This window comes from Rhodococcus pseudokoreensis (genome assembly GCF_017068395.1).
GTDB classification, from domain to species: Bacteria; Actinomycetota; Actinomycetes; order Mycobacteriales; family Mycobacteriaceae; genus Rhodococcus_F; species Rhodococcus_F pseudokoreensis.
The window spans coordinates 7,223,353-7,238,195 of the sequence record NZ_CP070619.1 but is presented as its reverse complement, the minus strand read 5'-3'; the positions used below and the strand labels follow the sequence as shown (position 1 = coordinate 7,238,195).

Genomic DNA, 14,843 nt, shown 5'->3' with positions numbered 1-14,843 from the left:
GAACCCCTCATGTCCGAATCTGGATTAATTCAATTTTGGGTCTTGACACGAATTGTGACCCCTGTCACGCTTCTCTATACGGAATCATTATTTCGCATTGTGGAAGAAGGGTCGCATGGTTTTCGATGCAGGACTCCGACGATTCAACGAGGCTTCACAGTCCGAGGCGAGGGAATGGGCACGAATCTGCCTGGACATCCCCCGGTGGGCAGACGAACTCGTCTCTGCCCGGCCGTACCCCGACCGCTCCTCGTTGCTCACCGCGGCCAGGACGGGGGCCGGCCCGCTGTCCGCGGAGGAGATAGAACTCGCCCTCGCCCGCCATCCCCGGATCGGTGAACCCCCGGGTGGCGACGACGCCGAGGCGCACCTGGCCCGCTCGGAACAGTCCAACGTGGATTCGTCCGACGCGGCGGCGAAGAAGCGGCTCACCGACGGCAACCGTGCCTACGAGGACAAGTTCGGGCGGGTCTTCCTGATCCGCGCCGCCGGGCGCAGCACGTCCGACGTCCTCACCGCGCTCGACAGCAGGCTGGCCAACGACGAGGCCAGCGAATTGACCATTGTCGCAGAGGAACTGCGCGACATCGCCGCCCTCCGGCTCGCCGGGATGCTGGACGCATGAGCGGCGTCAGCCAGGTCACGACCCACGTGCTGGACGCAGCCGAAGGCGTGCCCGCGCGGGAAGTGCCGGTCACGCTGGCGGTCCGGCGAGAGTCCGAATGGATCACCGTCGCGGACGCCGTCACCGACGACGACGGGCGCGTCACCACCATGGGACCCGCCCGACTCGAGCCGGGCACCTACCGGATCGTGTTCGACACCGGACGCTACTTCGCCGCAAAGGGACGTCCGACGTTCTACCCCGACATCACCATCACGTTCGCCCTCACCGACAGCGAACAGCACTACCACGTACCTGTCCTTCTCAGCCCATTCGCATACTCGACCTACCGAGGGAGCTAATCATGAGCAAGATCGTGCTCGGCCAGAACCAGTACGGCAAGGCGGAAGTCCGGTTGGTCAAGATCACCCGGGACACCAAGCGACACGAGATCGAAGACGTCAGCGTGACTTCGCAACTGCGCGGAGACCTCGACGCGGTACACACCGAAGGCGACAACGCGCACGTCGTGGCCACGGACACTCAGAAGAACACGGTGTACGCGTTCGCTCGCGCCGGCGTCGGCGCGATCGAGACGTTCGCGATGCGTCTCGGAAAGCACTTCACCGGCGAGTTCGAATGGATCACGGGCGGCCGCTGGGAGATCGAGCAGTACTCGTGGGCGCGGATCCCGGTCGACGGCGAGGGCCACGACCATTCCTTCGTCCGATCCAGTGACGAACGGCGGAACACCGTGGTCACCATCGACGGCGATCGGACGTGGATCGTGTCCGGTCTCAGCAACATGGTCGTGTTGAAGTCGACGGGTTCGGAGTTCCGCGGATACCCGAAAGACAAGTACACCACCCTGCAGGAGACGTCCGACCGGATCCTCGCGACGTCGGTGAGCGCCCGATGGCGGTACCTCACCACCGACGTCGACTTCGACAAGACGTTCGAGAACGTGCGCGCAATCATGCTGGAGACCTTTGCCACCACCCATTCGCTCGCGCTGCAGCAGTCGCTGTTCCAGATGGGTTCGGCGGTACTCGAGGCACACCCGGAGATCGCCGAGGTGAAGTTCTCGATGCCGAACAAACACCACTTCCTGGTCGACCTGGAACCGTTCGGACTCGACAACCCCGGCGAGGTGTTCTTCGCAGCCGACCGCCCCTACGGGTTGATCGAGGCGACGGTCGAGCGTGAGGACGCGCCCGACGCCGGCCGCGCCTGGGATTCCGTTCCCGGATTCTGCTAGGAGCGCGGCGATGAAGCGGATCGGACATCGGGTTGCCGGAACGACCGGACCCGAAGACGAGCGTTTGCCGCTCGGAAAGTCGTACATCTACGGGTTGCAGCACATCCTGACCATGTACGGCGGCGTGATCGCGCCTCCCCTGATCGTCGGCGGCGCCGCCGGACTGACCGGCGTCGAGATCGGACTGCTCGTGTCGGCGGCCTTGTTCGTCAGCGGCGCCGCCACCCTGCTGCAGACCCTCGGCGTTCCCTTCTTCGGTGCCAAACTCCCCCTGGTGCAGGGCATTTCCTTCGCCTCGGTGTCGACGATGGTGGCAGTGGCCGCCGGTCCGGGCGGGCTGCGCTCCGTGTTCGGGGCCATCATGGTCGCCGGCGTGATCGGGTTGCTGATCAGCCCCTTCTTCTGCAAGATCGTGCGCTACTTCCCGCCCGTCGTCACCGGGTCGATCATCACGGTCATCGGCATCTCCCTCCTGCCCGTCGCGGTGCGGTGGGCGATGGGCGGCAACGCCAAGGCCCCGGACTGGGGGTCGATGTCCAACATCGGACTCGCCGGGTTCAGCCTGTTCGTCGTGTTGCTGGTGAGCCGACTGGTCCAGGGCACCCTGTCGCGGTTGTCCATCCTGATCGGCATCGTGGTGGGCACGCTGTTCGCCGCCCTGATCGGCAAGGCCGACTTCAGTGCCGTCGGGAAGGGTGCGATCTTCGAACTGCCGCGGGTGTTCGCGTTCGGCAGCCCGCTGTTCCAGATCGGCGCGATCATCTCGATGACGGTGGTGATCCTGGTGATCATGACCGAGACGACGGCGGACATCCTCGCGGTCGGCGAGATCGTGGAGACGAAGGTGGATGCTCGCCGGGTCGGCGACGGACTCCGCGCCGACATGCTCGCCACCACCGTGGCGCCGGTGTTCGGGACGTTCCCGGCCAGCGCGTTCGCCCAGAACGTCGGGCTCGTCGCGATCACCGGGATCAAGAGCCGGTACGTCGTCGCGGCAGGCGGTTCGGTCCTGTTCGCGCTCGGACTGTTCCCCATCCTGGGTCGGCTGGTGGCCTCCGTGCCGCTGCCCGTCCTCGGCGGCGCCGGTATCGTGCTCTTCGGTTCGGTGGCCGCGAGCGGAATCCGCACCCTGTCCAAGGTGTCGTACGACGGCAACCTGAACCTGGTGATCGTCGCGGTGGCCCTCGGATTCGGCGTCATCCCAATCGCGGTGCCGGAGTTCTACTCGGCCTTCCCGGAGTGGGTGCACATCGTCTTCGACTCGGGAATCAGCGCGGCGAGCATCGTCGCGGTGCTGCTGAACATCCTGTTCAACGAGATCAAGGCAGGCAACCGGCCCACGCCGTCGGTGGTGTCGGCGGCGCCTCCCGTCGCCGTCCACCGCGCCGAGGACCCGGAGCACCCGGCCGACACCGAGCAACGGGCGGACACGGCGCACACCTCCGTCGTACGCAATGAGTGAGCCGTATCAGCCGACGCTGACGCAACTCCGCGCGTTCGCCGCCGTCGCCACCCACCTGCATTTCGGCACGGCGGCATCGGATCTCGGGATCAGCCAGCCCACCCTCTCGCGGGCGCTGGCTGCTCTCGAGACCGGGCTCGGGGTCACCCTGATCGAGCGGAGCAGTCGCCGGACGATCCTGACTTCGGTCGGCCGGCGACTGCTTCCGTACGCCCAGCGCACCCTGGACGCCACCGAGGAGTTCGTGGCCTCGGCCACCGCGATGGCGACGCGCCGGATCCGGACCCGGTGAGGGTGGGGGGCGCGGGGCAGCGTCCTCATCCCACCTCGGCCCGCAGCAGCGACGCCATCCGCGCGTCGAACGCGACGAACAGCACCCGCGGAATCCCGGAGTCGGAATCGCGGACGGCGCCGACCGCCTGCCGGACGGCGTCGTCCGCGGGCCAGCCGTACACCCCGGACGAGATCAGCGGGAACGCGACGGACTGCGCGCCGAGGTCGGCGGCCACCGCCAAACTGGTGGTGTAGGCGCTGCGCAGGGTGGCCGACCGATCGTCCGAAGAGGAGTAGACGGGGCCGACCGTGTGGATCACCCATCGGGCGGGCAACCGGCCCGCCGTCGTCGCGACCGCCTGTCCCGCAGGCAGTCCGTCCTGCAGTGTGGTGGCCCGCAGTTGCCGGCATTCGGCGAGAATGTCGGGGCCGCCGGCCCGGTGGATGGCGCCGTCCACGCCACCGCCGCCGAGCAGTCCGGAGTTGGCGGCGTTGACGATCGCGTCGACCTCGACCGTCGTGATGTCACCCTGCACTACCTCGATGGTGGTCATGTGCCCATTATCGTCGCGAGCCCACCGCGACCCGCACGATCAGTCCGGCGACCAGCGCCCAGAATGCGGACCCGATGCCGAGGATGCTCACCCCCGACGCGGCGATCAGGAACGTGACGACGGCACCCTCCCGTTCGCGGACGTCGTCGAGGGCCGAGGCCAGCGCCCCGCCGAGCGTACCGAGGAGGGCCAGTCCGGCGACGGCCTCCACGACGCCCTCCGGCGCCGCGGCGATGAGGGTGGCGACCGCGGCCGAACACGCCGCGAGCACCAGGTACGCCCAGCCCGCCGTGAACGCCGCGACCCAGCGCTTCCGGGGGTCGGGATGCGCTGACGGCGCGGCGGCGAGGGCGGCACTGATGGCGGCGAGATTGATGGCGTGCCCACCCGCGGGGGCGCCGACGAGGGTCCCGACACCGGTCACCAGCATGGCCGGCCGCCACGGCACCCGGTAACCGAAGGAATTCATGACGGCGGTGCCGGGAATGTTCTGGGACGCCATCGTCACGATGTACAGCGGGATCGCGATCCCGATCATCGCCTGCCACGTCCATGCCGGTGCGGTGACGTCGAGCCTCGGCAGGAGGGCGCTCGTGTCGAGGGTGTCGCTGCCGGAGACGAGACCGACGGCGATCACCACCGCGGCGGCCGCGAACGCCGCCGGGACCGCCCACCGCGGCGAATACCGCTGCAGGACCAGCCACACGAGGACGACGGGCGCGACGGCGAGCGGTGCATCACGCAGCGCCAGCACCGGTGCCAGGCACAGCGGCAGCAGCACCCCCGCGAGCATCGCCTGCGCCAGCGCCGGGGGGATGGCGGCGATGAGCCGTCCCAGCCGCGGCCACAGCCCGGTGAGGATGACCGCCGCCCCCACGACGGCGAACGCGCCGACCGCGGCCGGCCACCCGCCGCTCACCGTTCCCGCCCCGGCGAGCAGAGCCGCTCCCGGCGTCGACCACGCGAGGGTGATCGGCATGCGGTAGTGCCGCGACATCCACAGCATCCCCAGCGCCTGCGTCACACACAGCGCCAGCAGTCCCGACGCGGCCTGGGCGGAGTTCGCGCCCACCGCCGTCAACCCGGTGAGTACGACGGCGAACGAACTGGTGAAGCCCACCAGGGCGGTGACGATTCCGGCGCTGATCGGCTGGGCGGCGGAATCCGGTGAACGCACATCACTGTCGGGCACAGACATAGGACGCGATTCTGCCCGACGCGTGGTGCAGACGATCCGTGGCATTAGGGTCGGGACGGTGAAACACGACGACGCCCCCGCGATGCCGACCGCCGCCGACTTCCCCGCGCTGTGGCCGGTGCCGACCCGCTGGGCGGACAACGACCACTACGGGCACGTCAACAACGTCACGTACTACTCGTATTTCGACACGGCCGTCAACGGCTGGCTGATCGCGACGACGGGCACCGACATCCGGGATCTGCCCGCGATCGGCGTGGTCGCCGAGACGTCCTGCAGGTACGTCAGCGAGCTGACGTTCCCGGACCGCCTGCAGGTGGGGCTGTCCGTCGAGAAGCTGGGCACCCGGAGCATCGTGTACGCGCTCGCGATCTTCCGCGAGAACGGCGACGCACTCGACCTCGCCGCTCTCGGCCGCTTCGTCCACGTGTACGTGGACGCGAAGACCCGCAAGCCCGTTCCGATTCCCGACGAAATCCGCAGCGCCGTAAACCTTCTGGTGGCACCGGACACGCCCTGAGGGTCCGGTGCCACCGGGTGGTTCAGTGCAGGCCCTCGGCCTCGGCCGTGGCCACCGCCCGGGCGATGATCCCGTCGATCAGCGCGACCGTCGGCGCGCCGGTCTCGGCCTTGTTCCGGGGGTCGTCGATCACGCGGCGCAGCACGCCTTCGGCGATGATCGCCAGCTTCCACAACGCCAGCACGTGCCAGTACCCGACGTGCGTCACGTCGCGTTTGGTGTGGTGGACATACGCCTCCACGAGTTCGGCCCGGGTGGGGAATCCCTCGAGGGTGGAGGCGGGGAACGGTCCGGCGTCCTCGTCGCCCGCCTCGGGCCAGTAGGCCAGCAACGCGCCCACATCGGCGAGGGGGTCGCCCAGCGTGCACAGTTCCCAGTCGACCACCGCGACCACCTCGCCCGCGTCCGGCGAAGTGATGACGTTGCTCAGGTGAAAATCACCGTGCACCAACGACAGTTCGGCCTGCTCCGGCATGTTGCGCTCGAGGATCCCGGCCAGATCCTCGATCGCCGGGACCTCCCGAGTGTGGGACTTCTCCCACTGATCCGTCCAGCGCTTCAACTGCCTTGCCGCGTAAGGCTTGTGGCTGGCAAGGTCCTCCAGCCCGGCGTCCCGGAGATCGACCGCATGGATCTTCGCGAGCGCCTTCGGCATCGCCAGCCCGACGGCGTTCCGCTGCTCGGGCGTCAGTTCCTTCGCCACACCGATACTGTCGATCACCACCCCCGCGACGTAACTCATCAGCACGAGCGGCGCGTCCGTGACCTCCGGATCTTCGGTGAGCCCGAGGATCTTCGGCACCGGAACGTCGGATCCCTGCAGAGAGGACAGAATCCGGTGTTCGCGGACCACGTCGTGCGCCGACGCGAGCAGATGTCCGAGCGGTGGCCGCCGCAGCACCCACCGTCCGCCACCCGCGTCGCCGACCGCGTACGTGAGATTCGACTGACCGTTCCCGATCCTCTCGAAGCTCAGCGGCGCGATCGCTCCCACACCGAGTCCGGCAATCCACGCGGAAACGGCATCTTCGTTCAGCCCCACAGCATTCACGCGCTCGATGCTAACCGCTCGGAAGCCCGATGCGGAGGGAACCGGTCCGCACCGCAGGTCGCGGCCCTAGGGTGGCAACAGTGAGGCCGATTCGGCCGGAACTGGAGGGACGGACGTGGAAGTTTTCCTCATCGTGTGTGGCGTGCTCCTCGCCGTGAGCGCCGTCGCCGTGAGCATTCCCAAGCTGAGACTGAAGGGAACCGCGTGGACGGGGTTGCAGGCCCGGGGCCTGAGCGGGCAGCAGGTGCGGCTGATCGGCGTGGCGGAACTCGCCGGCGGAGTCGGCGTTCTCGTCGGCCTCTACTGGACTCCGCTGGGTGTGGTCGCGACGGTGGCGCTGCTGATTCTCCTCCTGTGCGCTGTCGCGTTTCACGTCAGACACGGCGATTACGGCAATCCCGACACCCGGGCCGTCGCAATGCCCGCGGTCTACCTCGCGGTGCTCGCGGTCCTCGCCTCGATCGGGTTCGTGTTCGCAGGCTGATCCGGACGTTTCGGGCAATTGCAGCGACAACCATGCGTCGGTGGCGTCCGCATTGGTCATTAGACGCAGCATGACACCGGTCGCACCCCCGAAACTGGGCATTCTGCTCGACGTCGGTGGTGCCACTTGCGCACTTCGCGTTCCCGTGGATGCTGTGAAGTAGGACACACCCGTCCTGCCGCAGTACCCGTCTCCGACGAACCCACAAGGTTCACGGACTCGACAACACGAGGTGACCCCGATGGTCGACAAGATTGCCTATCCGGTCCAGCTCATCCAGCCGGACGGCCGACGGGTCTTCAGACCCGACTACACGAGCCTCGTCCGCGACATCGGACCCGACCAACTGCGAGACCTGTACGAGGACCTCGTCGCCGCGCGTCGGATGGATGTCGAGGCGGTCGCTCTGCAACGCCAGGGTGAACTGGGGCTCTGGGCCCCGCTGCTCGGTCAGGAAGCCGCCCAGGTCGGCTCCGCCCGCGCTCTCCGTCCCGACGACTACGCGTTCATCAGTTACCGCGAACACGCCGTCGCCTACTGCCGAGGCGTGGACCCGGGTGTGATGACCCGCATGTGGCGGGGATGCGCCCATTCCGCCTGGGATCCGAGTTCCGTGAACGTGACGAATCCGGCGATCGTGGTCGGCTCCCAGGGGCTGCACGCCACCGGTTACGCCATGGGTGCCCACCTCGACGGCGCGGAGATCGCGACGATCGCCTACTTCGGCGACGGCGCCACCAGTCAGGGCGACCTCGCCGAGGCCCTCGGCTTCTCGATGAGTTTCAACGCGCCGGTCGTATTCTTCTGCCAGAACAACCAGTTCGCGATCAGCGAACCGGTTCACCTGCAGAGTCCCGTCCCCATCGCGCAGCGCGCCGCCGGTTACGGCATGCCCGCCCTCCGGGTGGACGGCAACGACGTTCTCGCGGTCCTCGCGGTCACCCGCCAGGCCACCCAGCGGGCCCGCGAAGGCAGCGGACCGACGTTCATCGAGGCCGTCACATATCGCATGGGCCCCCACACCACATCGGACGATCCCACCCGGTACCGGGCGGCGGCCGAGACCGAGATCTGGAAGGCCCGCGACCCCATCGACCGGATGCGACGACTCCTCGAGAGGGAGGGACTGCTGAGCGACGAATTCCTCGCCCGGGTGCAGGCCACCGCCGACGCCGTCGCCGCGCGACTGCGCTCGGGAACCGTCGAGGCGCCCGACCCCGCCCCGCTCGACCTGTTCGACCACGTCTATTCCACCGACCACCCGCTCATCGACGAGGAACGCGAGCAGTACGCCGCGTACCTCGCAGGCTTCGCCGGCATCGAGGAGGCACTGTCATGACCACCACCACGCTGTCGCTCGGCGGCGCACTCAACGCAGGTCTGCGGCGCGCTCTCGAACACGACCGGAAGGTCGTGATCATGGGCGAGGACGTCGGACGCCTCGGCGGGGTCTTCCGCGTCACCGACACCCTGCAGAAGGACTTCGGCGACAACCGGGTCATCGACACCCCGCTCGCCGAATCGGGGATCGTCGGCGCCGCGTTCGGGATGGCGCTGCGCGGCTACCGGCCGGTCTGCGAGATCCAGTTCGACGGATTCGTGTACCCCGCGTTCGACCAGATCGTGTCGCAGGTGGCCAAGATTCACTACCGCACGCAGGGCCGGGTCACCGCGCCCCTCACGATCCGGATCCCGTTCGGCGGCGGCATCGGCGCGGTCGAACACCATTCGGAGTCGCCGGAGGCGTATTTCGTCCACACCGCCGGACTCCGCGTCGTCACCCCCAGCAACCCGGCGGACGCGTTCCACATGATCCAGCAAGCCGTCGCGGCGGACGACCCGGTGGTGTTCTTCGAACCGAAGCGGCGGTACTGGGACAAGGCCGAGTTCGACGTGGACGCCGAACCGGACCTGCCGCTGCATCGGGCGCGAGTGGCCAGGGAGGGCACGGACGCCACCATCGTCGCGTACGGCTCGGTCGTGCCGACGGCTCTGTCGGCCGCGTCGATCGCCGCCGACGAGGGGCACTCCCTCGAGGTGATCGACCTGCGCTCCCTCTCCCCGATCGACTTCGACACCGTCGAGGCATCGGTTCGTAAGACCGGCAGACTCGTCGTCGCGCACGAGGCGTCGACGTTCCTCGGGCTGGGTGCGGAGATCGCGGCCCGCATCTCCGAGCGGTGCTTCTACCAACTGGACGCGCCGGTCCTGCGGGTCGGCGGATTCGACGTCCCGTATCCGCCGTCGAAGCTGGAACGGCATCATCTGCCGGACGCCGACCGCCTGCTCGACGCCGTCGATCGCAGTCTCGCGGCCTGATCGCACTCATCGGAGGAGAGGAGCCGTCCGTTGGCGCAGGAATTTCGCCTACCCGATCTCGGTGAGGGACTGACGGAGGCCGAACTGGTCTCCTGGGCCGTGGAGGTGGGCCAGACGATCGAACTCAATCAGGTGATCGGCGAAGTCGAGACGGCGAAGGCGCTCGTCGAGTTGCCCTCGCCGTATCCGGGTGTCGTGGAGGAACTGCTGGTCGCCCCGGGTGCGACGGTGCCGGTGGGGACGCCGATCATCCGGATCGCGACGGACGCGGCCACCCCGGAGGCTCCCGCGCGCACACCGGTTCTTGTGGGGTACGGGCCCGAAGCCGCCGCCGAGAGCAAGCGCGCCCGGCGGCGATCCGTCGGCCCGGAGACTGGCCGCCCGGAGGCTGCCCGCACGGACGGTCGGCGCCCTGACGCGTCGCCGGCCGCCCGGCTCGCGGCCCGTGAACGCGGGATCGACCTCGCGGTCGTCGCGGGAACGGGACCGTCCGGTGCCGTCACCAGGAACGACGTGGAATCCCACGCCGGGCAGTCGGTGCCGCCGGAACCTTCGGGGACTGCGGAGACGGTGCAGCGCGAGACCCGCACCCCGATTCGCGGCGTCCGCAAGCAGACGGCGGCGGCGATGGTCCGCAGCGCGTTCACGGCCCCGCACGTCACCGAATTCGTGACCATCGACGTGACGCGCTCGGTGGAACTGCTCGACCGTCTGCGGGACCTCCCCGAATTCGAGGGACTGTCGGTGACCCCGCTGAGCCTGGTCGCGAAGGCGATGATCGTCGCGTTGCGGGCGAACCCGAGCCTCAACGCGTCCTGGGACGAGGAGAATCAGGAGATCGTCACCAAGCACTACGTCAATCTCGGTATCGCCGCGGCCACACCCCGCGGCCTGATGGTCCCCAACATCAAGGAGGCGCAGTCGCTGAGCCTGGTCGAATTGTGCCGCGCGATCACCGAACTGACCGCGACCGCACGCAGCGGCAAGGCCGAACCCGCACAGCTGACCGGCGGCACGGTGTCGATCACCAACGTCGGGGTGTTCGGCGTCGACACGGGCACGCCCATCCTCAACCCCGGCGAGGCAGCCATCCTGTGCCTCGGCAGCGTCGGCAAGAGACCGTGGGTGCACGAGGGCGAACTCGCGGTGCGATGGGTCACCACGTTGAGCGTGTCGTTCGACCACCGGGTGGTCGACGGCGAGCAGGGGTCGAGGTTCCTGTCGTCCGTCGCGGCCATGCTGCACGATCCCGCCTCACTGCTCGCGCACCTCTGATCCTCGGTACGTTTGGTCGGTGAGCACTTCCCGAGCGTCCCCGGTCGACAAGCGTGTGCCGGTGGCCGAGCCGCTGCGCCGGGCCAGGGCGGGAACGTTCGGGATCTTCGGGATCAACGGGTTCCTGCTGGGCATGTGGGTCGTGCACATCCCGGCGATCGAGCACCGGACCGGCATCAGCCACTCCACGCTGGGTTCACTGCTGCTCCTGATGGCGGTCGGTGCGATCGGCGGCATGCAGGTCAGCGGCCCCCTGGCCGACCGGTTCGGCAGCAGGCGGATGGTTATCGTCGCCGGACTCGCCCTATCGGTCGCCACCCTGGGTCCAGGGCTGGCGTCCACTGCCTGGCAACTCGGTCTCGCCCTGCTCGTGTTCGGATTCGCCAACGGCGCACTGGACGTGTCGATGAACTCCCAGGCCGTCGAAGTCGAGCAGCGATATCGACGGCCGATCATGTCGGCATTCCACGCCCTGTTCTCCGTAGGCGGGGTGGCGGGGTCACTGCTCGGGGCGGCGACACTCGCCGCCGGATGGGCACCACTGACGGCGCTGCTGGTCGCCGGCTGCATCGGGGTCGTCACCGTCGCCGCGTGCTCCCGCCGGCTGATGGCGGACCGTCCCCGCTCGCGGCACGACCCCGCGCACGCCGAGACGGCTCACGGACGACTGTCCGCGCGGGTGCTCGCGCTCGGCGGCATCGCCTTCGTCCTCATGCTGTCGGAGGGTGTCGCGAACGACTGGAGCACCCTGCAGGTCAAGGAACACCTCGGAACATCGGATTCCGTCGCCGCCCTCGCGTTCGGCGCCTTCTCGGTGATGATGACGGTGGGCCGGTTCACGGCGGACCGCGTGAGCGCCGCGCTCGGCCCCGTCGCCGTCGTCCGCTACGGCACCCTGATCGCGGCGCTCGGCATGCTGCTCGTCCTCGTCTCGGGGCTGCTCCCGCTCACGATCCTCGGCTGGGCGCTGTTCGGCCTGGGACTGTCGGGCTGCGTCCCCCAGATCTTCACCGCCGCGGGCAACCTCGGCGCGGGTTCCGCCGGCACCAACATGTCCCGCGTCGTCGGGCTGGGGTACGTCGGATTCCTCGCCGGACCGGCCACCATCGGCTGGATCACCCAGGTGGTTCCGCTCACCGTCGCGATGGTGGTGCCACTGGTCTGTGTGCTGGTGGCCGCCACGTGCGCGGGGGTGGTCCGGCGCACCTGAACCTCACGCGACGGTGCGGTACCTCAGCATCATGTCGTGATCCTCGTGGTCGAGGATGTGACAGTGCCACACGTAACCCTGCAGTGATCGCGGACCACCGCCGGCACCGTGACCGTGGGCGTCGTGTGATCCGTGCCCGAACACCGCGTCGGGATCGAAGCCCAGCGACTCCGCGGTCGGGAACCGGACGATGATCCTGGTGATGGAGTTCGCGTTCGCCAGGACCGTGTCCTTGAACCCCCGCTCCCACGGTTCCGCGGGCGCGAGCGGCGAGATGGTGAACGCGTCGGCCGACGGCGTCCAGCGGATTCCGAGCGGCGGCTGCGGGGTGGCGAGCGCGAACCGAAGCGTCTCGATGACCTGACGCCCCAGCACCCGGAAGTTCGCGAGATGAAGATGCACCGGATGCGGATCATTGGTCGCGTTGATGATGTTCCACTGCTCCACCGTCCCCTGGCGCGGCAACTCGATGTCCTCGGTCGAATAGCGGAGATTGTTCAGGGACATGATCGACGGCGGCAGGCGCACGTCGCTCGGCTGGCTGAGGGTGACGTCCCGGAAGACCTGGGGTCGCGGAATCGGCGGCAGCAACTCCGGCTGCCCGGGACCCCCGCGCAACGTCGAAGGCGGCACACCGGTGAAGCCGCGGGCGGTGCCCACCCGGAACCGGCAGAACCGCGGCATCGTGCGCTCGCCGATCAGCGCGGCCTGGAACGGCGGTGGCTCGTCGTTGCAGAGTTCCACCGTCGACCCCGGTTCCAGCGCGCCGAAGTCGACGAGCAGGTCGACCCGCTCGGCCGGGCTCAACCGCACCCGCGTCACCGCGACGGGGGCGTCGAGCAACCCACTGTCGCCGCCGATGACCCAGAACCGCATGCGGTTGCCGAAATACAGATTCCACACGCTCAGCGAACCCGCGTTGACGAGCCGCAACCGGTACAGGCCACGGGCAACGTCGAGTTCCGGCCACACCTTTCCGTTCACGACCCCGACATCGCCGACTGCGCCCCCTTCCCAGCTCCCCTGCGGCACGGTGGGCGTCGAGCGGACCCGCTGCCTGCCACCGGCGGTGAACATCTTCTCCTGCAGCACGAGCGGCACCTCGAACTCCCCTGCCGGCAGACCCAGCGGGTTGTCGGCGCGCCCGGTGTCGAAGTCGTCCCGCAGCAGGTACAGCCCGACCAGGCCCGCGTAGATGTTGAGCCTCGTCACCCCCATGGCGTGGTCGTGATACCAGAGTCCGGCCGCGTCCTGACGGTTCGGAAGTTGGTGGAGGTACTCCTCGCCCGGCCGGAACACCAGCTCCGGGTGCCCGTCGAACTGGGGCGGGTTCACCCCGCCGTGCAGATGCGTCGCCGTGGGCACCTCGGTGCGGTCCCGTTCGCTCAGCCCGTGCAGCGACGGGTCGAAATCGACGGCGAACGGGTGGACGGTGATGTCGTTCCGGAACGCGATCGTCGTCGGCTGATCGACGTGTGCCTCGATCGTCGCGCCGAGATAGTCCGCGCCGCTGTACGCCAGCGCCGGCGAGGGCGCCAGGTCGGCGTGGAACGAATGCATCGTGCTGCTCGCCCGCACGTCGATGCGTGTCCCGGACATCGTCGGCAGGATCGGCAGCCGATCACGATACGGCTCGATCGGCGGCGACGAGAACATCAACGGTCGCAGCGGATCGATGTCGAAAGGGAACGCGCTCGCCGAACCGGCCGACACCGCACCCAGCCCACCGCCGAGCGCTGCCGCCCGCAGGAACGATCGGCGCGAGATCCGTCCACTCATATCGGTCACTTCGTGTGTATTCACGCGGAAAGACGATTCGAGATCGGTCCACGACGACGTTACTCCGATGGGTGCGGCGCCCGCGCGAGATCGGGACGCACGCTCGTCGCACGACGACGACCGTTCACCGACCTCACAGCGGCCGCTCATGGATCACTCAGCGTCGGTTGGCACACTGTGTGTCGTGACCGAATCGACTAGCAGGCTTCGTCACAGTGTTCGTCGCCTCGCCTTCGCCGCGGCGGGTGTGGTGGCACTGTGCGCGCTGTACCTCATCCGCCCCGAATCGTCGGGTCTCGTCCTCCCGGAGGCACTCCGACCCGTCGCCGAACCCGTGATCCAGGCGATCGACGTCACGACGGTCCTCGCAGCGGCCGTCGTTCTCGCCATCGTCGCGGCGATGCGAAAACTCTCGTACGGCATGGCTGCGGTACTGCTGCTGTGTATCGGCGCGAATCTCACCAGCGCGGCCGTGCGGGCCTGGGAATCGGATGCGCCGTCCGTGCTGCTGCCGAGCGGGCACGTCGTCGCCGTCACTGCTCTGTACGGTTCCGCGCTGCTGGTGTCGGCGCCCCGGTTCCGGCCCGTCATCGCGGGTCTCGGTTTCGCCGTCGTCCTCGGCGTCTCGGGCGCCGCTGCGCTCGTCGAGTCCACCGGTATCTTCGGCCTCGCGGCCAGTCTGATCATCTTCGCGATCTGGTGGGCGCTCGCGTCCACCCTGATGCTGTACTCCCCCGTCGCGGCCGAGCGCGAAGAGCGCAGGCCCGACACCGCGGCCATCGCCTTCTCCCGGCACCTGTAGGCGGCTCCGCCGCCCGTGCGTGGTTAACGAGTCTCTGCACTCGCCGACCACGCA

15 protein-coding genes and 1 pseudogene are annotated in these 14,843 nt (G+C 68.5%); 12 read left to right on the top strand and 4 right to left on the bottom strand.

Annotated elements, in window-relative coordinates; translation table 11 throughout:
• Positions 1 to 115: 115 nt before the first annotated feature.
• From uraD to JWS13_RS38130, 5 genes and pseudogenes are all read left to right on the top strand, one after another.
• The gene (gene uraD, locus JWS13_RS38150; RefSeq protein WP_206010481.1) at positions 116 to 625 is read left to right on the top strand and encodes a 2-oxo-4-hydroxy-4-carboxy-5-ureidoimidazoline decarboxylase; all 510 of its coding nucleotides are present in this window, start codon (positions 116 to 118) and stop codon (positions 623 to 625) included.
• Complete coding sequence (gene uraH / locus JWS13_RS38145) at positions 622 to 966, top strand: hydroxyisourate hydrolase (RefSeq protein ID WP_206010480.1); 345 nt, start codon at positions 622 to 624, stop codon at positions 964 to 966. Before uraD ends, uraH begins: the two co-directional genes overlap by 4 nt.
• A gap of 2 nt (positions 967 to 968) precedes the next feature.
• Positions 969 to 1,862 carry a factor-independent urate hydroxylase gene (pucL, locus tag JWS13_RS38140; protein ID WP_206010479.1) on the top strand — a complete coding sequence of 298 codons (894 nt, stop codon included), beginning with the start codon at positions 969 to 971 and terminating at the stop codon, positions 1,860 to 1,862.
• A 10-nt stretch (positions 1,863 to 1,872) separates the two neighbouring features.
• A complete protein-coding gene (locus tag JWS13_RS38135; RefSeq protein WP_206010478.1) occupies positions 1,873 to 3,324 on the top strand; it encodes a nucleobase:cation symporter-2 family protein in 1,452 nt (483 codons plus the stop codon).
• A pseudogene (locus JWS13_RS38130) lies at positions 3,317 to 3,583 on the top strand (LysR family transcriptional regulator); the annotation flags it as partial. The gene JWS13_RS38135 and the pseudogene JWS13_RS38130, both read left to right, overlap by 8 nt.
• 58 nt (positions 3,584 to 3,641) lie before the next feature.
• On the opposite strand, the gene JWS13_RS38125 reads toward JWS13_RS38130, so the two are convergent.
• Both JWS13_RS38125 and JWS13_RS38120 read right to left on the bottom strand, forming a co-directional pair.
• Complete coding sequence (locus tag JWS13_RS38125) at positions 3,642 to 4,151, bottom strand: O-acetyl-ADP-ribose deacetylase (RefSeq protein WP_206010476.1); 510 nt, start codon at positions 4,149 to 4,151, stop codon at positions 3,642 to 3,644.
• Positions 4,152 to 4,158: 7 nt separating this feature from the next.
• Positions 4,159 to 5,349, bottom strand: a complete 1,191-nt coding sequence (locus JWS13_RS38120) for a benzoate/H(+) symporter BenE family transporter (RefSeq protein WP_206010475.1) — start codon at positions 5,347 to 5,349, stop codon at positions 4,159 to 4,161.
• A gap of 82 nt (positions 5,350 to 5,431) precedes the next feature.
• Here JWS13_RS38120 and JWS13_RS38115 point away from each other — a divergent pair, with 82 nt between their 5' ends.
• Positions 5,432 to 5,869 (top strand): acyl-CoA thioesterase, encoded by a 438-nt coding sequence (locus tag JWS13_RS38115; protein WP_206011900.1) that lies wholly within the window; start codon positions 5,432 to 5,434, stop codon positions 5,867 to 5,869.
• A gap of 22 nt (positions 5,870 to 5,891) precedes the next feature.
• On the opposite strand, the gene JWS13_RS38110 is transcribed toward JWS13_RS38115, so the two are convergent.
• Positions 5,892 to 6,920, bottom strand: a complete 1,029-nt coding sequence (locus tag JWS13_RS38110) for a phosphotransferase family protein (protein WP_206010474.1) — start codon at positions 6,918 to 6,920, stop codon at positions 5,892 to 5,894.
• A 115-nt stretch (positions 6,921 to 7,035) separates the two neighbouring features.
• Between JWS13_RS38110 and JWS13_RS38105 the strand changes: the two genes are divergently transcribed.
• The 5 genes from JWS13_RS38105 (at position 7,036) to JWS13_RS38085 (ending at position 12,208) form a co-directional block, all read left to right on the top strand.
• Entirely contained in the window at positions 7,036 to 7,404 is a 369-nt protein-coding gene (locus JWS13_RS38105) for a DoxX family protein (protein WP_206010473.1), read from the top strand.
• A gap of 241 nt (positions 7,405 to 7,645) precedes the next feature.
• Entirely contained in the window at positions 7,646 to 8,743 is a 1,098-nt protein-coding gene (gene pdhA, locus JWS13_RS38100) for a pyruvate dehydrogenase (acetyl-transferring) E1 component subunit alpha (protein WP_206010472.1), read from the top strand.
• The gene (locus JWS13_RS38095) at positions 8,740 to 9,723 is read left to right on the top strand and encodes an alpha-ketoacid dehydrogenase subunit beta (protein ID WP_206010471.1); all 984 of its coding nucleotides are present in this window, start codon (positions 8,740 to 8,742) and stop codon (positions 9,721 to 9,723) included. Before pdhA ends, JWS13_RS38095 begins: the two co-directional genes overlap by 4 nt.
• 30 nt (positions 9,724 to 9,753) lie before the next feature.
• Complete coding sequence (locus JWS13_RS38090; RefSeq protein ID WP_206010470.1) at positions 9,754 to 10,998, top strand: dihydrolipoamide acetyltransferase family protein; 1,245 nt, start codon at positions 9,754 to 9,756, stop codon at positions 10,996 to 10,998.
• 61 nt (positions 10,999 to 11,059) lie between these two features.
• Complete coding sequence (locus tag JWS13_RS38085) at positions 11,060 to 12,208, top strand: MFS transporter (RefSeq protein WP_206011899.1); 1,149 nt, start codon at positions 11,060 to 11,062, stop codon at positions 12,206 to 12,208.
• Positions 12,209 to 12,211: 3 nt separating this feature from the next.
• Here the strand turns inward: JWS13_RS38085 and JWS13_RS38080 are convergent, their stop codons facing one another.
• A complete protein-coding gene (locus JWS13_RS38080; protein ID WP_206011898.1) occupies positions 12,212 to 13,987 on the bottom strand; it encodes a multicopper oxidase family protein in 1,776 nt (591 codons plus the stop codon).
• Between the two features lie 184 nt (positions 13,988 to 14,171).
• Between JWS13_RS38080 and JWS13_RS38075 the strand changes: the two genes are divergently transcribed.
• Entirely contained in the window at positions 14,172 to 14,789 is a 618-nt protein-coding gene (locus tag JWS13_RS38075) for a hypothetical protein (protein ID WP_206010469.1), read from the top strand.
• Positions 14,790 to 14,843: the final 54 nt, after the last annotated feature.